General features: G+C 57.5%; 18 protein-coding genes. 8 read left to right on the top strand and 10 right to left on the bottom strand.

Going from position 1 to position 18,962, the window contains the following annotated elements; genetic code table 11:
* Positions 1 to 6: 6 nt before the first annotated feature.
* Both pth and HF931_RS14700 read right to left on the bottom strand, forming a co-directional pair.
* Positions 7 to 609: an aminoacyl-tRNA hydrolase gene (gene pth / locus HF931_RS14705; RefSeq protein WP_035549583.1), complete on the bottom strand. Its 603-nt coding sequence runs from the start codon at positions 607 to 609 to the stop codon at positions 7 to 9.
* 86 nt (positions 610 to 695) lie between these two features.
* Entirely contained in the window at positions 696 to 1,343 is a 648-nt protein-coding gene (locus tag HF931_RS14700; RefSeq protein WP_273240735.1) for a 50S ribosomal protein L25/general stress protein Ctc, read from the bottom strand.
* Between the two features lie 265 nt (positions 1,344 to 1,608).
* On the opposite strand from HF931_RS14700, the gene HF931_RS14695 reads away from it, so the two are divergent.
* The 3 genes from HF931_RS14695 (at position 1,609) to acs (ending at position 5,712) form a co-directional block, all read left to right on the top strand.
* Entirely contained in the window at positions 1,609 to 1,875 is a 267-nt protein-coding gene (locus HF931_RS14695) for a DUF4212 domain-containing protein (protein ID WP_273013290.1), read from the top strand.
* A 3-nt stretch (positions 1,876 to 1,878) separates the two neighbouring features.
* Positions 1,879 to 3,645 (top strand): sodium:solute symporter family protein, encoded by a 1,767-nt coding sequence (locus tag HF931_RS14690; RefSeq protein ID WP_273240733.1) that lies wholly within the window; start codon positions 1,879 to 1,881, stop codon positions 3,643 to 3,645.
* Positions 3,646 to 3,765: 120 nt separating this feature from the next.
* Positions 3,766 to 5,712, top strand: coding sequence for an acetate--CoA ligase (gene acs, locus HF931_RS14685; RefSeq protein WP_273240731.1), 1,947 nt, complete (start codon positions 3,766 to 3,768; stop codon positions 5,710 to 5,712).
* A 3-nt stretch (positions 5,713 to 5,715) separates the two neighbouring features.
* On the opposite strand, the gene HF931_RS14680 is transcribed toward acs, so the two are convergent.
* Together HF931_RS14680 and HF931_RS14675 are read right to left on the bottom strand one after the other, a co-directional pair.
* The gene (locus HF931_RS14680) at positions 5,716 to 7,320 is read right to left on the bottom strand and encodes a stimulus-sensing domain-containing protein (protein ID WP_273240729.1); all 1,605 of its coding nucleotides are present in this window, start codon (positions 7,318 to 7,320) and stop codon (positions 5,716 to 5,718) included.
* A gap of 28 nt (positions 7,321 to 7,348) precedes the next feature.
* Positions 7,349 to 7,813, bottom strand: coding sequence for a peptidylprolyl isomerase (locus HF931_RS14675; protein WP_035549491.1), 465 nt, complete (start codon positions 7,811 to 7,813; stop codon positions 7,349 to 7,351).
* A 110-nt stretch (positions 7,814 to 7,923) separates the two neighbouring features.
* Here HF931_RS14675 and HF931_RS14670 point away from each other — a divergent pair, with 110 nt between their 5' ends.
* Complete coding sequence (locus HF931_RS14670; protein ID WP_273013299.1) at positions 7,924 to 8,403, top strand: DUF3995 domain-containing protein; 480 nt, start codon at positions 7,924 to 7,926, stop codon at positions 8,401 to 8,403.
* Here HF931_RS14670 and HF931_RS14665 read toward each other — a convergent pair.
* The 3 genes from HF931_RS14665 to HF931_RS14655 form a co-directional block, all read right to left on the bottom strand.
* Positions 8,363 to 8,986 carry a hypothetical protein gene (locus HF931_RS14665; RefSeq protein WP_273240726.1) on the bottom strand — a complete coding sequence of 208 codons (624 nt, stop codon included), beginning with the start codon at positions 8,984 to 8,986 and terminating at the stop codon, positions 8,363 to 8,365. The two genes, HF931_RS14670 and HF931_RS14665, sit on opposite strands and share 41 nt — an antisense overlap.
* On the bottom strand, positions 8,958 to 9,650 hold the full coding sequence (locus tag HF931_RS14660; protein WP_035549500.1) for a response regulator transcription factor: 693 nt from the start codon (positions 9,648 to 9,650) through the stop codon (positions 8,958 to 8,960). Before HF931_RS14660 ends, HF931_RS14665 begins: the two co-directional genes overlap by 29 nt.
* A gap of 159 nt (positions 9,651 to 9,809) precedes the next feature.
* Positions 9,810 to 10,166, bottom strand: a complete 357-nt coding sequence (locus HF931_RS14655; RefSeq protein WP_035549502.1) for a winged helix-turn-helix transcriptional regulator — start codon at positions 10,164 to 10,166, stop codon at positions 9,810 to 9,812.
* Positions 10,167 to 10,315: 149 nt separating this feature from the next.
* On the opposite strand from HF931_RS14655, the gene HF931_RS14650 reads away from it, so the two are divergent.
* Positions 10,316 to 11,200 carry a DUF4437 domain-containing protein gene (locus HF931_RS14650; protein WP_273240724.1) on the top strand — a complete coding sequence of 295 codons (885 nt, stop codon included), beginning with the start codon at positions 10,316 to 10,318 and terminating at the stop codon, positions 11,198 to 11,200.
* Positions 11,201 to 11,251: 51 nt separating this feature from the next.
* Entirely contained in the window at positions 11,252 to 11,917 is a 666-nt protein-coding gene (gene nfsB, locus HF931_RS14645) for an oxygen-insensitive NAD(P)H nitroreductase (protein WP_273240723.1), read from the top strand.
* A gap of 49 nt (positions 11,918 to 11,966) precedes the next feature.
* On the opposite strand, the gene HF931_RS14640 is transcribed toward nfsB, so the two are convergent.
* Positions 11,967 to 12,869 (bottom strand): Cif family virulence factor, encoded by a 903-nt coding sequence (locus HF931_RS14640; RefSeq protein WP_273240721.1) that lies wholly within the window; start codon positions 12,867 to 12,869, stop codon positions 11,967 to 11,969.
* 72 nt (positions 12,870 to 12,941) lie between these two features.
* Positions 12,942 to 15,731 (bottom strand): DNA polymerase I, encoded by a 2,790-nt coding sequence (gene polA / locus HF931_RS14635; protein WP_273240719.1) that lies wholly within the window; start codon positions 15,729 to 15,731, stop codon positions 12,942 to 12,944.
* Positions 15,732 to 15,880: 149 nt separating this feature from the next.
* Here polA and HF931_RS14630 point away from each other — a divergent pair, with 149 nt between their 5' ends.
* Both HF931_RS14630 and HF931_RS14625 read left to right on the top strand, forming a co-directional pair.
* Positions 15,881 to 16,321, top strand: coding sequence for a hypothetical protein (locus HF931_RS14630; protein WP_035549511.1), 441 nt, complete (start codon positions 15,881 to 15,883; stop codon positions 16,319 to 16,321).
* Between the two features lie 44 nt (positions 16,322 to 16,365).
* Positions 16,366 to 17,391, top strand: a complete 1,026-nt coding sequence (locus tag HF931_RS14625) for an NADP-dependent oxidoreductase (protein WP_273240699.1) — start codon at positions 16,366 to 16,368, stop codon at positions 17,389 to 17,391.
* Between the two features lie 125 nt (positions 17,392 to 17,516).
* On the opposite strand, the gene HF931_RS14620 is transcribed toward HF931_RS14625, so the two are convergent.
* Entirely contained in the window at positions 17,517 to 18,935 is a 1,419-nt protein-coding gene (locus HF931_RS14620; protein ID WP_273240698.1) for an SLC13 family permease, read from the bottom strand.
* Between the last annotated feature and the right edge of the window lie 27 nt (positions 18,936 to 18,962).

The raw sequence follows: 18,962 nt of genomic DNA, 5'->3' as shown, positions 1-18,962 counted from the left end.
AGATTTTCAGCGCTGTTGTTTCGGGTCGTTTTTGGGGGCAGGCGCCAAGCGCATCACCTCCGTCTGAAAGCGTTCGTCATTGCCGCCTGCCAGGAAGGGGAGGGCGTCGGAAATCGCTTTGACGAGTGGATCAAACCAGTCGTGATCTGCTTTTGAAAAATCGGAGAGAACGTAGGGCATGACGCGCGATTTGTCGCCGGGATGCCCGACCCCAATGCGGACGCGTCGGAAATTCTCACCGAAATGGGCGATCATTGACCGGATACCGTTGTTTCCTGAATGACCACCACCCTGCTTCAGGCGCAGGCGTCCGGGGGCAAGATCGATCTCGTCATGCAGAACCACAATGTCGTCCGCAGACAGCTTGTAGAACTGGGCGACCTTTGAGAGCGCGCGCCCGGTTTCGTTGTAGAAGGTCTGGGGTTTGACGAGCAGCGTTTTTACGCGGTCCGGACCGACAAAGCCTTCTGCGATCTCGCTTTCAAATTTGGAGCGCCAAGGCTGGAACCCGTAGGCGGCATGGATCTCGTCCAAAACGAGAAAACCGGCATTGTGCCGGTTCTTCGCATACTTTTCGCCTGGATTTCCCTGACCGGAAAGAATGAGCACGATGGGGCCTCCCTCTTCCGAATTAGCAGGGTCTGGCTGTGTGCCCAGCCCCAGAAGGCCGGACACACGGGACCAAATCGCCTGGATCAGTCTTCAGACTCTTCGCTGGCTTCGGCAGCTTCACCGTCTGCCTCATCACCTTCTTCGTCGGTGGTTGCTGCGGCTGCTGTGCGGCCAGCAATGGTCGCGATGGTGAAGTCACGGTCGGTGATGGTCGGTTCCGCATCGCCCGGCAGGTTGATGTCGGAGATCTTGACGTTGTCGCCGATTTCGAGCGCGGAAACGTCAGCTTCCAGCGACTCCGGAATGTTGCCGGCAGGTACGAGCAGTTCGACGGTGTGGCGCACAACGTTGAGTGTGCCACCTTTTTTGAGGCCTGGAGAGACTTCCTCGCCTACGAAGTGAACCTGGACTTCCACCTTGATCTTCTGGTCGCGGCTGACGCGGAACAGGTCAACATGCATCGGCTGGTCGGAAACCGGGTGCATCTGGATGGCTTGCGGGATAACGAGTTGCTTTTCGCCTTTGTGGACGAGCGTTGCGGTCGAGGACAGGAAATGGCCCGTTTCGATGGCTTTCAGCACTTCGTTGCGTTTCAGGGAGATCGCAACCGGATCTTCGCCGCCGCCATAGAGAACGCCTGGGACGAGGCCTTCGCGGCGCGCTGCGCGGGAACCGCCTGTGCCGGTGCGCTCGCGCAATTCGACGTTAAAGGTGATGTTTGATTTGGACATGGGTTTTCCTTTCGCCCTCGACTCCGCCTCTCATTTTCCGTTGATGAGGTAAGAAGCTGACACGCACGGCCTTGCGCCGCCGTTTCTGAAGGCGCGCGGATAGCCCATAAGGCCAGTAATGGCAAGGCTTCAGCGGCATGTGCGGCAAGGAGGCAGGTTTCAACGTTGCCTTTAGCGCGGTTTCCGAAAATCCCTTTATCAATTCACAGCATTCGTGCAGCTTGTTTGTAACAAGGGCTGCGCAGACGGCCAGGGAGGAAAATCCATGTCTCAATTGCCGACAGAGGTCGACAAGAAAAGGTATTGGCGTGCTGTGGTCCGCCTGACCCTCAGCCTGCTCGTGATCTGGTTCGCCGTCTCGTACGGGGCTGGCATCCTGTTTCGCGATCTGCTCGACAATTTCTCGATTGGCGGCGCGCCGCTCGGCTTTTGGTTCGCGCAAAATGGGGCAATCTATGTCTTCGTCGTGCTCATCTTCTATTATTGCCGCGCAATGAACCGCCTCGAAAAGAAGTACGGCGTGGGGGCATAAACGGTGGGGCTGGATTTCTGGACGTACTTCTGGGTGGTCGGCACTTTCGGCACCTATATCGCCATCGCCTTGTGGGCACGGGCGGGATCAACGAATGATTTCTATGTCGCCGGCCATGATGTGCATCCGACCGTGAATGGAATGGCAACGGCGGCAGACTGGATGTCCGCCGCGTCCTTCTTGTCGATGGCGGGACTGATCGCATTCCTGGGGTATGGCGGCTCAGTCTACCTGATGGGGTGGACCGGCGGGTTCGTCCTGCTCGCCCTGTTGCTTGCGCCATTCCTGAGGGAGTTCGGCAAGTTCACCGTGCCGGATTTCGTAGGTGACCGCTATTACTCGACCGCGGCGCGTCTGATCGCTGTGATCTGCGCGCTTTTCGTGTCGTTTACCTATATCGCCGGTCAGATGAAGGGGGTGGGGGTGGCGTTCTCCGGCTTCCTCGGCGTTGAGTTCAACACTGGCATCATGGTGGGGATGGCGATCGTGTTCGTCTATGCCGTGCTCGGTGGGATGAAGGGCATCACCTACACACAAGTGGCGCAATACTGTGTGATGATCTTCGCCTATACCGTTCCGGCGATCTTCATCTCTCTCATCATCACCGGAAATCCCGTGCCGCAATTGGGGTTCATTTCGAACGTGCGTGGGGAAGATGTGGCCATGCTGGAGAAGTTGAACACGGTGGTTCAGGACCTTGGGTTTCAGGAATACACGCAAACCAACAAAACGATGATCGACATGTTCGCCATCACAGGCGCGCTGATGTTCGGAACGGCGGGGCTGCCGCATGTCATCATACGCTTCTTCACCGTTTCCAGTCCTCGCGCTGCGCGCGTGTCTGCGGGGTGGGCGCTGGTCTTCATTGCCCTGCTTTATACAACGGCGCCAGCGGTGGCTTCTTTCGCGCGACTGAACTTCATCGATACCGTCAACGAGTCGACCTATGTCGCGGACGATGCAGATTATGTCGCCGAAGCTGCGGAGATCGTTGCGGAAGGCGGAAAACCAATTCCCGAATGGTTCAAGGATTGGGAAAGAACCGGTTTGCTCGGTGTTGAGGACAAGAATGGCGACGGCGTCATCCAGTATCGAGCGGGTGACGAGAACGAAGTGACGAAACTGGATCGCGACATCTTCGTGATGGCCAATCCGTCCATCGCCAATCTTCCGGACTGGGTGATTGGCCTGGTTGTGGCGGGTGGTTTGGCGGCAGCGCTGTCTACCGCGGCAGGTCTGTTAATGGTGATTTCGTCATCCATCTCGCATGATCTGTGTCGGCGGACCTTCTTCACCAGCATGTCCGACAAGGATGAGTTGCGGGTCGCCAGGGCATCGGCGGCGGGTGCAGTCATCCTGGCCGGAATCATGGGGATGAACACTGCCAAGCTCGGCTTTGTTGCGCAGGTTGTGGCTTTCGCCTTCGGGCTGGCGGCTGCATCGCTGTTTCCCGTTATCGTGCTGGGAATCTTCTGGAAGCGCATGAACCGGGAAGGGGCAATCGCCTCCATGCTCACCGGGCTCGTCTCCACGTTCAGCTATATCTATCATTTCAAGTTCGTGGACACGGATCCTGTAAATTGGTGGTTCGGCGTGTCGCCTGAAGGGATCGGCTTCCTGTTCATGTTTGTTTCGCTGATCGTGGGCGTCGTCGTCGCTCTGTTTACACCAGCGCCTCCACAGGAGGTTCAAGATCTGGTCGAGGACATCCGCGTGCCGGGGACTCGCAGGCCACATGGCGCGGGAGACGCGGCCCAGATGCCGAGCTGACCAAGCTGAAATTTTGGAAAGTCCCCGGGTTTTCCCGAATCTGGATGTTGACGTTGATGCGAGGGGGCGCATCATCGCGGCAATAAGCGTATGCAGGAAACAACAGACCACGAGGCGTTCATGACCGAAACAGCGAAAACCTATCCGGTACCTGCAGAGTTTGCAGCCAAGGCAAACCTGACTCCGGGCAAGTATCGCGAGATGTATGAGGCATCGATCGCGGCCCCGGAAGCATTCTGGGACGAGCATGGCAAGCGGCTCGACTGGATCAAACCCTATACGGTCGTGAAGGATGTCTCGTGGGAGACGGGCGATTTGCACGTGAAGTGGTATTCGGATGGCGTTCTGAATGTGTCTGCCAATTGCCTGGACCGGCACCTTGAAACTCGCGGGGATAAGGTTGCGCTCATCTGGGAGGGGGATGAGCCCGGCATGACGCACAAGATGACCTACCGCCAGCTTCACACGGCGGTGTGCAAGTTCGCCAATGTGCTCAAGAAGCTGGGCGTGCAGAAGGGCGACCGGGTCACGATCTACATGCCCATGATCCTGGAGGCGACATACGCCATGCTCGCTTGCGCGCGCATCGGGGCGGTCCACTCCGTTGTCTTTGGTGGCTTTAGCCCGGAAGCCTTGGCCGGGCGGATCACGGATTGTGAATCAAAGTTCCTGATCACCGCAGATGAGGGCGTGCGCGGCGGCCGGAAAGTGCCGCTGAAGGTCAACGCGGACAAGGCTGCAGAGATTGCAGGCGGCATGGTCGAGAAGATGTTGGTGGTCAAGCGCACGGGCGCAAACGTCGGCGTGAAAGAAGGCCGCGATCATTGGCTGCACGAGGCCGCGGAAGGCATTTCTTCGGATTGCCCGCCAGAGCCAATGAACGCCGAAGACCCGCTATTCATTCTTTACACGTCGGGGTCCACTGGAAAGCCCAAGGGCGTGTTGCACACGACCGGTGGGTACCTGGTCTGGGCATCGATGACGCACGAATATGTCTTTGATCTGAAAGAGGATGACGTATTCTGGTGCTCGGCCGATGTCGGTTGGGTGACGGGTCATACCTATATCGTGTACGGACCGCTTGCGAATGGCGCGACCAGCCTCGTCTTCGAAGGCGTGCCGACCTATCCCGACGCGTCACGTTTCTGGCAGGTGTGTGACGAACAGAACGTTACGATCTTTTACACCGCGCCGACTGCTATCCGCGCGCTGATGCGAGAAGGCGAGGAGCCGGTCAACAAGACGTCACGCAAATCCATCCGATTGTTGGGGACCGTCGGCGAGCCGATCAACCCCGAAGCCTGGGAATGGTACTTTCATGTTGTCGGTGAGCAGCGATGCCCCATCGTGGATACGTGGTGGCAGACCGAGACCGGCGGTACGATGATTGTCCCCTTGCCGGGCACAACGGATATGAAGCCGGGAGCCGGCAGCCACCCATTCTTCGGTATCAAGCCTGTTCTGGTCGATGCGGACGGAACCGAGCTGCAGGGGGCGGCTGATGGAAATCTGCTGATCACGGACAGTTGGCCAGGGCAAATGCGCACTGTTTATGGGGATCATCAGCGCTTCATCGATACATACTTTACCGCTTATCCCGGAACCTATTTCACGGGCGATGGCTGTCGTCGGGATGAGGATGGATTTTACTGGATCACCGGACGCGTGGATGATGTGATCAATGTGTCAGGTCACCGGATGGGGACTGCTGAAGTCGAAAGCGCGCTCGTCAGTCATGATGCGGTCGCGGAAGCTGCTGTTGTAGGCTACCCCCATGATGTGAAGGGACAGGGCATTTATGCCTATGTCACCCTGCGCCAGGGAGTTGATGTCGACGACGCGCTGGTAAAAAATCTGATTCAGCATGTGCGCCAAGAGATTGGCCCGATTGCGAGCCCGGATTTGATTCAGATTGCTCCGGGTCTGCCGAAGACGCGCTCCGGCAAGATCATGCGACGCATCCTGCGCAAGATTGCCGAGAATGAGTATTCGAACCTTGGGGATACATCTACGCTGGCTGAACCCGAAGTGGTCGATGACCTGATCGAGAACCGTCAAAATCGCTAGGGGCTAGATTGCGGGAAGGTCGACCACGAAACGCGCGCCGCCCTCGGCGCGGTTTTCGGCCCAGACTTTCCCGCGATGCGTCGTAACGATCTGCTGCACAATGGAGAGTCCCAGTCCGGAATTGTTGCCGAACGCGGTTCCGGCGGGGCGGTCCGTATAGAAGCGACTGAAAATCTTTTCGAGCTTGTCTTCCGGAATGCCTGGGCCGCTGTCCTCAACCATGATGCGGGCGATGGTTTGTGGCCCATCATTGCTCTGGTCGACGATGACGAACACTTCGCCGCCTTCTGGAGAGAATGAACGCGCATTGTCGATCAGGTTTCGGACGACCTGGCCCAGTGGGCCATCGCGACCGCGCACGAGAAGCCGCGCCCCCATCGTATCGTCACGGAATTCGACATGGACCGACCGATCATCCCGGCTGAGCCCCTCATAAGTCTGCACGACGTCGTGAACGAAACCGGCAATATCCATTTGCTCGGTCGGTACGCGCGTCATTTCAGCTTCGAGGCGGGACGCGTTTGAAATGTCTGTAATCAGACGGTCAAGACGCTTCACGTCTTGTGCAATCACTTGGCGGAGCCGTTCCAGAGCGACAGGATCGTCCTGAACCCGTTCGGCTGTTTCAACAGCGGACCGGATAGAAGTGAGAGGATTCTTCAGTTCGTGCGCCACGTCCGCTGCGAATTGTTCGTTGGCCTGAATGCGTTCCAGGAGCGCTTCGGTCATGCTTTGCATGGACTCGGCGAGATTGCCGATTTCGTCTTTGCGACTGTTGAGCGCCGGGATGTCGATACTGTCAGATGTTCCGGCCTTGATACGGTCAGCCGCCACTGAAAGCCGGCGCAAGGGGCGCGCGATTCCGAGCGTCAAAAGAACGGATGTGATAAACGCGACGAGTACGGCTACGCCAATGAACGGGATAAGGGCGGCGCGTTCAGACCGTATGATTTCGTCGATATCATTTGATTCCAGCGTCAGTACACCGACAACGGCGGACACTCGCTGGATCGGCATTGAGACCGAGATGATGCGCTGACCACGATCCGAAAAACGCTGGCTGGCGGCTTCTTGTCCGCGGACGGCAATCTCGAATTCCTCTTCAAAGCTCTGGGCAACCAACGCTTCGGAGCTGCGCCGTGGCATGATCGGGCCGAGCGTGTCACTTGCCCATTCCGAGAGGCTCGCGCCGAGCCGGGCAAAATCGCTTGGTTCCTGCAACGGGGGCAGGGCGTCGATATCTACGCGTTCAGAGAGATAGAAGCTGTCGCCAACCAATTCGCCGTCCGGCGTATAGATGCGGGCGCGAACTCGTTCAGGCAGGTTCAGCCGGACAATAGTCTGCCGGGCAGCTTCGACGTCCAACAGGGGCGCAGGTGTTGTGGCATCGTCGCCCAGAAGACTCGTGAAGATTTGCGCCTGCGCGACAAGATCCTGCTTCTTGGAGACGACAAAACCGGCGCGCATTTCATTCAGAACCATCGCGCCGATGATGAGGATGGCAAGGCCGGCCAGGTTGGACGCAAAGATCAGCCGGGCGATGCGCGAACCGAATACTTTCGATCCATGCCGCGCGATCGCTTTACGACTGACTTTACCGTTCGCCATCCTGGCCTGCCTGACTGCGTGCCTTCGATCAGGCGTCCGCAGCGACTTTCATGCTGACGATCTGGTCGGGATTGCGCGGTGGCTCGCCCTTGGCCAGTTGATCAACGACATCCATGCCTTCGGTTACCTGACCCCAGACAGTATATTGGCGGTCGAGGAACCGGGCGTCGTCAAAGCAGATAAAGAACTGGCTGTTGGCCGAATGGGGCGCAGATGTGCGCGCCATGGAGCATGTTCCCCGGACGTGTGGCTCTGCGTTGAATTCGGCTTTCAGGTCCGGTTTGGACGATCCGCCCATGCCCGTGCCTTGTGGGCAACCGACCTGTGCCATGAAGCCGTCAATAACGCGGTGGAAGATGATGCCGTCATAGAAACCTTCGCGCGCCAGTTCCTTGATGCGCTCGACGTGACCGGGGGCCAGGTCTGGGCGAAGCTCAATCTTCACCGATCCTTTTGAGGTTTCGAGAAGCAGGGTGTTTTCCGGGTCTGCCATGAAGTTATCCTATTGCTTGTGCTAATCTGAAGTCTGGCTATTGAATGATGGAGGGAACGGCAAGTGGTCGACGCATTTTAGAAGTGTCGCCAAGCCTCGGGAGTGTAGACATGTTTGCGCCCATCACATCTTTGATCCTTGTTTCAATCCTGGTCGCGCTGGGAGTGTTGCATCTTCTGTGGGCGCTGGGCAGCAGTTTTCCCTGCGCAAATGAACAGGCGCTGGCGCGCGCTGTTGTTGGGCGTAGAGGCATCACGAAAATGCCGTCTTCGCTGTCTTGTGCGGGCGTTGCGTTTTGTTTGTTTGCGGCGGCAGCGCTGGCGGGTCTGCTCGGCGGACATGTGTTCGCTACGGAATTGCTGTTCTTGCACAAGGCGGCGCTGGCGCTGGCGGGACTGGCGGCTGCGCTCGTGTTTCTGGGGCGAGGAATTATTGGCGTGTTGCCAGCTTTTGAACGGTCAGCGCCAGAATTGCCATTCCTGAGCCTGAACCGCCGCGTATATTCGCCTCTGAGTTTCCTGATCGGATTGGGCTTTCTATTGCTGGTCATCAGCTTGCCGAACTGGAGTTGGCGGTTCGGGGGCGGCTGAAACGGTCTCCAAGTTGATTGATGTAATCTATCGCAGACAATCCGTTGTCATCCGGGGAGGCCATCATTTGCGCAAATGCAAAATGGTTCAGGTCGGCGACGATTTGAGTGTGCGCAATTGCAAGGCGCCGGTGCAGTGTGCCCCCGATCCACTGGCCGAGATCTTTCACGCTGTCTGACTGGTTTGGGCGGGTTGGCCGCGCATCGACATGGATGATGTGCCTGGCGTTACGCGGTGTCGGTGGCGGATTGAGCCGCGATTTGGGAACAGGGTCCACACAGACAAGCAGGTCAACAAATTCGGGGTTGAGAGACCTCAGCACCCGCAAAGCCGTGTCGCCGCCCCAGCTATGGCCGACTATTAGCAGTCGGCGACCAGCGGCGACCGCCTGACGTGCGCACTTCAGGCATCGGCGGGGGGCGTAGTGCGGGAAGTAGTGTGCCTTGCGATGTGCATCGTGCGCAAACATACGTTGCCGGGTTTCAGCAAAGGTCGCGACGAGGCGCGTGCGGGTATCGCCCGCCCCGCCAATATAAATTTCGGTAACGCCGAGTCTATTCAGTATAGCGGTAGCCGACGCCATAGAGGGTCTCGATCGCATCGAATTCATCGGTCACTTCGCGGAACTTCTTGCGAAGGCGCTTGATGTGGCTGTCGATGGTACGGTCGTCGACGTAGATCTGGTCGTCATAGGCGGCGTCCATCAGTTGGTCGCGGCTTTTCACGTATCCAGGGCGCTGGGCCAAGGCTTGCAGGATCAAGAATTCGGTGACCGTCAGGCGAACAGGATGGCCATCCCATGTGCAGGCATGACGGTTTGGGTCGAGTGTCAGTTTCCCGCGGACGATCGGCTTTTGGTCGCCTTCTTCCGTGCCTGCAACGCCACCGCGCGCGCGGCGCAGCACCGCTTTCACGCGTTCGGCCAGCAGACGATTGGAGCAGGGCTTGCGCACAAAATCGTCAGCGCCGATGTTGAAGCCGATGACCTCGTCGATTTCCTCATCCTTGGAGGTCAGGAATATGACGGGCAATTCCGATGTCTGGCGCAGGCGGCGCAGCAGTTCCATGCCGTCCATACGTGGCATCTTCACATCCAGAATGGCGATATCTGGCGGTGTTTCGGTCAATGCGGGCAGGGCGGCTTCACCATCATGATAGGTGCGGACATTGTAGCCTTCGGCCTCGAAAAAGATCTTCAGAGACGCAACGATGTTTTCGTCGTCATCCACCAGTGCCAAAGTCGTCATCGGTCTATCCTTCTCAGCCACAGCATATCCGCGCGCGGGATCTGGCCGTCTCACATTACGGTGTTCAAACATGGTTCGCGTCACGGCAAAAGCCCTCCTTCATCGCAATTGCAATGAAATCAAGGGATCAAGGCATCCGCGAGCTCACATTACGGCAATTTAAGGGATATTGGTCGCTGGTTCTGGCGCGGCGAATACGTGCTCTTCGCCCCATTCTTTCAGAGCATTCAGGATAGGTCGCAATGTTTCGCCTTTTGTCGTCAGGCTGTATTCGACCTTTGGCGGGACCACGGGATAGACCTCACGGTGGACGAGACCGGCATCTTCCAGCTCGCGCAGTTGCTTGGTCAGCATGCGCTGGGTGACGTTGCCGACATCGCGCTGCAATTCATTGAAGCGCTTCACGCCGTCCAGCAAATGGAAGAGCGTGACGCCCTTCCACTTTCCGCCGATCACTTCCAGGGCCGCCTCGACCGGGCAGCCAGCGGAACAGTCATATTTTTCGAAGCGGGTCATGTCTTACAGTATACTTTCTGTGCGTATAGGCCAAAATTGTGCGTACTTGCGCATTCAGTTTGTATGAATAAATCGGAGGGCGTCAACTGATTGAACCCATCTGGCGTGCCATACGCCACCATAGAACCCGCCGCGTGGAAGGATCACTCATGCCTCTGAATTCACTTCCCTCAATAACAAACGCCGTCTCCGGAATGGGATGCGCTGTGTTGGTCGTCTCGCTGATGGGGGCATGTGCCACCGCCCAGCAGGTTCAGGGTACACCGTCGCACTCCGAAATCGTTTTGACCTCTGACGTGGAATGGGGCCCTCTCAATCCCGCCCGTGGTGATGCGAGCCCGAGAGCCGGAACGCTCTGGGGAGATCGCGCGGCAGAGGGGGCTTCCGGGTTCCTTGTTCAGTTCAAGCAAGGCTTCTCCTCCCCACCACATATTCACAACGTGACTTACCGCGGTATCGTGATTGAGGGACGAATTCACAATGATGATCCGGGAGCGGCGGATATGTGGCTGCCCGCCGGGTCTTTCTGGACGCAGCCAGCAGGAGAGGCGCACATCACGTCGGCCCAGGGCGCGTTCAACATGGCCTATATTGAAATCGATGAAGGCCCTTATCTGGTCGAACCAACCGAAAACGCATTCGACAATGGCGAGCGCCCTGTAAATCTGGACCGGTCAAACCTGGTCTGGCTGGACGCATCTGATCTCTCCTGGGTCGAGCAGGGTGGCGGCGCTGATGTTGCTTTCCTTTGGGGAGGTGAAACAGATACCAGCGCCCGCGGCACTTTAGTGAAGATACGTGCTGGACAGTCTGTTCGTCTGTCCACTGACCAGGCAGGCATCAAGGTCGTCTCGATTTCTGGAAAATCCGAAGTTCAGATTGGCGATGCGCATGCAAAGCATGAGCTGGTGCCCGGCAGTTTTGTGTCAGGCGCGCCGGACGCTGCGAATGTGTTCGTGTGCAACGCCGAGGCGGACTGTTTATTTTATGTTCGCAGCGAAGGACATTTCAAGATCACCTCTGCTCGGAACTGAACCTTCCCTCCCGAAACTTTCTCCAAATTTTCTCCTTGAAAGGACTATCTCATGGAACATGATATCACCTGCTATGCAAAAAAACGACATACAACGAAGGCGTACGATCCGAACCGTCGCATTCCGGACGAAACGGTCGAGAAGCTGAAAGAATTGCTGCGCTTCAGCCCGTCCAGCACGAACATTCAGCCTTGGCATTTCGTCATCGCCTCCACGCAGGAGGGCAAGGCGCGCGTTGCCAAGGCGACGGAGAAGTATCCTTTCAATCGCCCGTCCATCCTCGACGCCTCGCATGTTGTGGTGTTTGCCAGCCGTCTGGCCGTAGATGAAGACTATCTGCAGCACGTGCTGGAGCAGGAAGACAAAGACGGCCGCTTCGATGCGGACAAGGAAACCCATAAGCCGGCCATGCATGGCGGGCGCTCCCTGTTCGTGAATCTGCACAAGCAGGACTTCAAGGATGTCCAGCACTGGATGGACAAGCAGGTCTATCTCAACCTAGGACAATTCCTGTTGGGCGCTGCAGCGCTGGGTATGGACGCAACGCCGATGGAAGGGATCGAGATACCGGTTCTGGATGCCGAGTTCGGCCTGCGCGAGAAAGGCTATTCCGCCCTGTTCGTCGTGCCGCTCGGCTATCATGACCCGGAGCAGGACTATAACGCGTCCCTTCCGAAATCTCGCCTTCCGTATTCGGATATCCTGACGGAAGTTTAGCCTGGTAGCCGTCCTGGTCGCTCACCCGCGCCGGGACGGCTTCGCAGTCTTACTGGTCATGCATTGAGATTATGCGGTAAGTCCGCAACGACCCATCCTTGTTTCGCTTCATGATACGTATGCCCTTGCCGATGGATACGCCGGAATTGTCCAGTGAATCCCAGCGAAGGTTGTAGGAAATCAGAGACAAGACATAAGGCGAGGTACCTTCAATCCTGTGAGAGGCTGCTTTTATGAAGTCAAAACTGGGCCAGCCAGACGTATAGCCTTCCAAAAAGTCTTTTATCGCTTCCCGGCCCACTTCCGGTTCGCTGTCATGTGGATACATTACGGCGTCTTCGGCGTAAACGTAGTGGAGAAGGTCGGGTTGTTGTCTTATCATCGCAGCGTCGTTGTATAGGTCGACGGCAAGATGATCGAATGCTACGCCCGTATCGATGGGCACCGATGGCGTAAAGGCCAAATGGACGCCTGGCAGCTTATCAAACATCTTGGTTTCGCGTACTTCCGGGTACACGCTGTCAAAATTCCAGGCTTGCGCCAGTAGCGTATAATCTCCCGACGCGCTTTCCTGCCAGACATCTACGTAGTGCCCGGATATTTCCTTCGTTTCTGTGGCGTCCGCTGCCGTATAGTGCAGAGTGAATGCGCCAATGTCGATTTTCAGCGCGTCCACCGGAATGGTCTCGGTCAGCGCTTTGTCAAAATGCGTGATGTCGATGCCGGCAAACAGCGTTTTGTAGTACAATGCGGCGTGTTCGCGCCCGATCATGGTTTTTTGGTATTCCGGCATGATCCAGACGTCCTGTCCGAATGCTGCGGAGATCGTCGGCAAATCTTCAGATACCATTGCCTGCTCAATCTGTGTCCTGAGCGTAGACAGATCTGTCTCGGCGATCGCCGGGCTACCCAAGCCTACCGCGATCAATCCCGACAACAAGCCGTGTCTCATAATTAGCTCCCCCATGTTCCGGGAACGCTAACATGAGAGCAGGCACAGCGTGTGTGAAAACTTGGTTAGGCTTTAGTGCGCTTCGGCCCAGTTGCTGGCGGCCCGCGCGTCCACGACGAGTGGCACTGACAATTCAAGCGCAGGTCCGGCGGCGCCCTGCATCGTGGCTTTGACGGTGTCGATCAACGCGTCAGCCTCCTTTTCCGGGCATTCGAAGACGAGCTCATCGTGCACCTGCAACAGCATGCGCGCCGACAAACCTGCCTTGGCCAATGCTTCGGGCATGCGGATCATGGCGCGTTTGATAATGTCGGCGGCCGAGCCTTGAATCGGTGCGTTGATGGCCTGACGTTCAGCGAAGGAGCGTTGAGGGCCTTTTGACTTGATACCGGACAGATTGATTTTCCGTCCGTAGGCGGTCGTCACGAAACCATTCTCTTTGGCAAATGCCTTGGTTTCGTCCATATAGGCGCGGATGCCGGGGAAGCGTTTGAAATACGTCTTGATGTATTCGCTAGCTTCGCCCTGTGGAATGCCCAGTTGGCGCGCCAGGCCGAAGCCGGAAATGCCGTAGATAATCCCGAAATTGATCGCCTTGGCCTGGCGGCGGACCATCGGATCCATGCCTTCAATTGGCACACCAAACATTTCACTGGCCGTCATGGCGTGGATATCAAGACCATCGCGGAACGCATTCTTAAGAGCATCGATGTCGGCTATGTGCGCCAGGATACGTAGTTCGATCTGGCTATAGTCGGCGCTGACCAGGACATTTCCCTCATCGGCAATGAAAGCTTCGCGGATCTTGCGGCCTTCTTCGGTGCGGACGGGGATGTTCTGCAGGTTCGGATCCGTAGATGAGAGGCGACCCGTCTGTGCAACGGCCATGGAAAAACTGGTGTGGACACGACCTGTCTTTGGGTTGATCGCCGCTTGCAATGCTTCTGTGTATGTCGATCGCAACTTCGATAATCCGCGCCAATCGACGATGGTGCGCGGCAGGGCGTGACCTTCGGCGGCGAGCCCTTCCAGCACATCGGCGTCGGTTTGCCACGCGCCAGTCTTGGTTTTCTTGCCGCCTTCAAGCGCCATCTCGTCGAACAGGATTTCGCCCAATTGTTTCGGGCTGCCGATATTGAATTCGCGGCCGGCCTGCTCATAGGCATCTGCTTCGAGCGCGGCCATGCGTTGAGAAAAGTCGGAAGACAGGCGAGACAGGTGATCGCGGTCTACCTTGATCCCTTCCTGTTCCATTTTTGCCAGCACCGGTACGAGCGGTCGTTCCAGAGTCTCGTAGACTGTCGTCACTTTCTCGGTCCGTAGCTGCGGCTTGAAGACCTGCCATAGGCGCAATGTGATGTCGGCATCTTCGGCGGCATATTCGGTCGCCTTGTCCAGCGCGATCTGGTCAAACGTTTTCTGGGACTTGCCCGTGCCGGCAATCTCCTTGAACGGAATGGTCTTGTGCTCAAGATAGCGCTCGGACAGAGTATCCATTCCATGATTGTGCTTGCCCGCATTCAGCACGTACGACAGCAACATCGTGTCATCGATCGGTGCGACATTGATCTTGTGCGTGGCGAAAATGGACAGGTCATACTTGATGTTCTGCCCGATCTTCAGAACACTTGGGTCTTCCAGCATTGGCTTCAAAGCGCGAAGCGCGTCCGCCATCCTGATCTGGCGCGGTGGGTCTGCGCCGAACATGTCACCATCACCAGCATTGTCCGGGTCTATATGAGCCAGCGGAATGTAGCACGCTTCGTTCGGGGATAGCGCGAGCGATACTCCAACAAGGTTTGCGGCAATGGAGTCGAGACTATCGGTTTCCGTGTCGACGGCGACAAAGCCCTGTTTTATGGCGCGCGCGACCCATTCTTCCAGTTCAGCAAAATCCCGTATGCAGATGTATTTGCTCCGGTCAATCGGATCTGCCGCAGGCTGAGCGGTTTCAATGGCGCCTTCCAGTTCCATCATTTCGCGCACGCGGCGGGTGATGGTGCGAAATTCCATCTCTTCCAGGAAGCTGATCAAGGTGTCCGGGTCCGGGTCCTGCACAGCCAGGTCTTCCAGCGGTACGTCCAGCGGGACATCATCCTTCAGGGTGACAAGCTGTTTCGAAATGCGGATCAGGTCCGCATTGTCGATCAGGGTCTGGCGGCGCTTCGGTTGCTTGATCTCCTCGGCCCGCTCCAGCAGGGTTTCGAGATCGCCATAAGTGTCCAGCAATTGCGCCGCGGTCTTCACACCAATTCCGGGCGCGCCGGGCACATTGTCGACGCTGTCGCCGGCCAGCGACTGAATGTCGACAACCTTTTCCGGGCCCACACCGAACTTCTCAAACACGGCATCCCGGCCGAGCGTCTTGTTCTTCATCGTGTCCAGCATGACGACCTGGTCAGATACCAATTGCATCAGATCCTTGTCGGACGAGACGATGGTCACGCGGGCGCCCTTGGCCTCGGCTTGTCTGGCATAAGTGGCGATCAGATCGTCGGCCTCGAATCCTTCTTTCTCAATGGCGTGGGCAGCGAATGCTTCGGCGGCGCGGCGGACCAGGGGGAATTGTGGACGCAATTCTTCCGGTGGCTCTGACCGGTTTGCCTTGTACTGGTCGTACAGATCATTGCGGAAGGTGATTGAGGACTTGTCGAATATGCAGGCGAAATGCGTTGGCCGTTCGTCGCCTTTCAAGTCTTCCAGCAGTTTGAACAACATGTTGCAGAACCCGCTGACCGCCCCGATGGGAAGATCGTCACTCGCCCGCGTCAGCGGTGGCAGAGCGTGAAAGGCGCGAAAGATGTAGGCGCTGGCGTCTACCAGATAGAGGTGACTGTCCTTGTCGACGGGGGCAGTGGCCATGAGTCGGGATTCCTTGTTCTGGCGAATTGTTTAGCCCGCCTTCAGGACGGCGTCACCCATTGAGCGCGCAGGATTGCAGGCGCATGGGCGCGGAATTGCCCAATGGGGCTACGCAGCGTAAACTCTCTCCATAATCCTGGGAGGGAAACATGAACGAGACACCGAAAACGCAATCAGTCGGTACGCCCTGGCACCTTTGGTTGGTGGGAGTGCTGGCCACCATATGGAATGGTTTTGGCGCGTTTGATTTCACCGCAACGGTGACACGCTGGGCGCCTTATATGTCGAACTATACCGAAGAACAGCAAGCTTTTTTCTATTCCTTCCCAGCCTGGCAATACGTCATCTGGGCGCTTGGAGTCTGGGGCGCTCTGATTGGGTCGATACTTCTGCTGATGCGCAGCCGGTACGCGGTTTGGGCATTTGCTGTCTCGCTGGCCGGGGCCACGATATCAATGATCTACAGCCTGTCTTTGAAAGACGTACCCGAAGGCGCGTCAAACCCTGCATTTGCAGCCATAATCATCCTGATAGCCGCCTTGCTATTGTTCTATGCGTGGCGGATGACGCGGCGGGGCGTCTTGCGCTAGCGCAGTTTTGGCCTAGCCTCCACTTCAAAGCATGGGAGGAATGAATGGCCGAATTGAACAAAAGCTGGATTCTGCGTCAGCGTCCGGTGGGCGATCTCAAAGAAGGTGATCTCGAATTGGTTGAGGCACCGCTCGAGCCCCTGAAAGACGGGGAGGTGCGCACGCGGTTGATTTACCTGTCGCTGGACCCCACCAACCGCATCTGGATGAGTGATGTTGATGGCTATCTGCCACCTGTGGGTATTGGCGATGCCATGCGAGGCGGTGGCCTTGCGGAAGTGGTGGAAAGCAAGTTTGACGGGCTCAAACCCGGAGACATTGTGAACACGGGACTTGCCACCTGGTCGCTATATTCGAACTTGCCGGGCGAGGCCCTGAATGCGCTGCCGCGCCTGCCGGGCGTGCCGCTGACGGCTTATATGGGGCCGCTCGGCGCAACGGGCATGACGGCCTATTTTGGCCTTATGGATATTGCCAAACCGAAGGCAGGTGAAACGGTTGTGGTGTCCGCCGCTGCGGGTGCCGTCGGCTCGATGGTCGGTCAGATTGCCAAGATCCAGGGCTGCCGGGTCGTGGGCATCGCGGGCAGCGATGAGAAATGCAAATGGCTGACCGAGACGGCCGGCTTTGATGCAGCGATCAATTACAAACGGGAAGATGTCGGTGCGGCGCTGGACGCGCATTGCCCGGATGGCATCGACATCAATTTCGAGAATGTCGGCGGCAAGATCATGGATCAGGTAATTGCCCGGCTGAACGATTTCTCGCGTATGCCTCTGTGCGGCCTGATCAGCACTTACAACGCGACCGAACCGGTGCCCGGACCGTACAGCTTTTCGAATTTGCTTATGCGGCGCACCTTGTTGAAGGGCTTCATCGTGATCGACTATTTCCCACGCTTCCCCGAGGGCATTCAGCAGATGGCTCAATGGCTGATGGAGGGAAAGATCAAGTTCGAAACGGACATCGTCCACGGGTTGGAGAATGCTCCCGGCAGTCTGTCGCGCCTGTTTGAAGGCAAGAATTTGGGCAAGCTGATGGTGCAGGTCAGCGAGCCACCTGAAGCCTAACCGACCAAAAAGTTCAGGTCGCGTTCAGCTGTGCTGGCTATGTCTTGTGTCGGACAAGCTGGGATCGCGGGACGCGAACTTGTCGGCTCAAAAAGAAGCCCGGTGCTGGCAGGCATCGGGCTTCGCTACAATACGAGCGGTGCAATCCAGTACCCGACAGCGGCGATGATCACGATGCCCGCGAGATTGATGTAAAATCCCTTGCGGATCATTTGCTGTATCGTGACATGCCCAGACCCGTAGATGATCGCATTCGGAGCCGTGGCAACGGGCAGCATGAAGGCGCATGAGGCGGCGACTGCGGCTGGCGCGAGCAAGCTTTCGGGCGCGGTCCCTAGCGCGACCGCGAGAGATCCGAGCACGGGCGCGAGCGTCGTCATCGTTGCCACGTTCGACGTCACCTCGGTCAGGAAGATTACGAGGGCAACGACGATTACGATGAAAACGAGCGGCGGCAGCACGTCCAATATGCGCAAATTTTCGCCAATCCACTCCGAGAGACCAGTTCGTGAAATCGCTTTGCCCATCGCAATGCCGCCACCAAACAGCAGCAGTACGCCCCAGGGAATTTGCTCCGCTTCTTTCCAGTCGAGCAGGCCGCGATCTTCCTCGCCGCCTGCCGGGACCAGGAACATGAGCACACCGCTAAAGATTGCGATCATCATGTCTACTTCCGCGCCGCCAAAATTCGCCAACAGGTCGATGCCCGCAGATTCGAGGAAGATCTGTATCGGAAGCCTCAGCAACCAGAGTGTCGCCGTTATGCCGAACACAATCGCGACGCGCATTTCCTGCTTCGTCATGCCGCCGAGTTCGCTGAGCTGTGTCCTTACATGCGCCTGGACGGCATCTGCGTTGTCTGAACGTGCCGGCATGCCGCGTGTCACGTTCCACCAGGCGACTGGCAGCAACAGCGCCATGGCGGGTAGTCCGAAGGCCATCCATTGCGCGAACCCGATATGCGCGCCCGCCTCGGTCTGTAGCCAACTGATCGCGATCAGGTTTGTCGGCGTGCCAATTGGTGTCGCCACACCGCCAATGGAAGCAGCGTAGCAAATCCCCAGCATCAGGGCTGTCGTGAAATGTCGCGATATGTTGCCCAGCACCGCGCTGGCTGAAATGGCAATGGGCACCATCATGAGCGTTGATGCCGTGTTCGATATCCACATCGACAATACGGCAGTGGCCAACATGAAGCCGAACACAATCGCCCCCGGAGACGCGCCGACCCGCGCGATCACATTCAGGGCAATCCGCTTGTGGAGCCCCCATCGCTCAATACCCAGAGCGACGATGAAGCCGCCGAGTAGCAGGATAACGATATGGTTCGCGTAGTCGCTGCCTGTCTGGGCTGGAGACCCTGCACCGACCAAAGGCAATACGACGAGTGGAAGCAGGGATGTTGCGGGGATCGGAATAGCCTCGGTTGCCCACCAGACGGCCATCCACACCATGAGGGCGCCTGTGCCCCACGCCGCATCGCTCAAGCCCTCCGGTGCACCGGCCAGCCACATCAGACCGGCGAGGGCTGGACCGAGTAGCAACCCAATTTTCCGTGCCCCCAATTGCAC

It is taken from the genome of Hyphomonas atlantica corrig., assembly GCF_017795365.1.
Lineage (GTDB): Bacteria > Pseudomonadota > Alphaproteobacteria > Caulobacterales > Hyphomonadaceae > Hyphomonas > Hyphomonas atlantica.
Note: the sequence above shows the minus strand (reverse complement) of the source record. Positions and strands in the feature narration are given on the sequence as shown.

Coding starts and splice junctions, on each gene's coding strand:
- HF931_RS14680 (WP_273240729.1), bottom strand. CDS start 7,320: ATGGCGAACGGTAAAGTCAGTCGTAAAGCGATCGCGCGGCATGGATCG.
- HF931_RS14695 (WP_273013290.1), top strand. CDS start 1,609: ATGTCTCAATTGCCGACAGAGGTCGACAAGAAAAGGTATTGGCGTGCT.
- acs (WP_273240731.1), top strand. CDS start 3,766: ATGACCGAAACAGCGAAAACCTATCCGGTACCTGCAGAGTTTGCAGCC.
- HF931_RS14655 (WP_035549502.1), bottom strand. CDS start 10,166: ATGACCCGCTTCGAAAAATATGACTGTTCCGCTGGCTGCCCGGTCGAG.
- HF931_RS14625 (WP_273240699.1), top strand. CDS start 16,366: ATGGCCGAATTGAACAAAAGCTGGATTCTGCGTCAGCGTCCGGTGGGC.
- HF931_RS14650 (WP_273240724.1), top strand. CDS start 10,316: ATGCCTCTGAATTCACTTCCCTCAATAACAAACGCCGTCTCCGGAATG.
- HF931_RS14665 (WP_273240726.1), bottom strand. CDS start 8,986: ATGGCGTCGGCTACCGCTATACTGAATAGACTCGGCGTTACCGAAATT.
- nfsB (WP_273240723.1), top strand. CDS start 11,252: ATGGAACATGATATCACCTGCTATGCAAAAAAACGACATACAACGAAG.
- HF931_RS14630 (WP_035549511.1), top strand. CDS start 15,881: ATGAACGAGACACCGAAAACGCAATCAGTCGGTACGCCCTGGCACCTT.
- HF931_RS14675 (WP_035549491.1), bottom strand. CDS start 7,813: ATGGCAGACCCGGAAAACACCCTGCTTCTCGAAACCTCAAAAGGATCG.
- HF931_RS14660 (WP_035549500.1), bottom strand. CDS start 9,650: ATGACGACTTTGGCACTGGTGGATGACGACGAAAACATCGTTGCGTCT.
- polA (WP_273240719.1), bottom strand. CDS start 15,731: ATGGCCACTGCCCCCGTCGACAAGGACAGTCACCTCTATCTGGTAGAC.
- HF931_RS14640 (WP_273240721.1), bottom strand. CDS start 12,869: ATGAGACACGGCTTGTTGTCGGGATTGATCGCGGTAGGCTTGGGTAGC.
- HF931_RS14670 (WP_273013299.1), top strand. CDS start 7,924: ATGTTTGCGCCCATCACATCTTTGATCCTTGTTTCAATCCTGGTCGCG.
- HF931_RS14700 (WP_273240735.1), bottom strand. CDS start 1,343: ATGTCCAAATCAAACATCACCTTTAACGTCGAATTGCGCGAGCGCACC.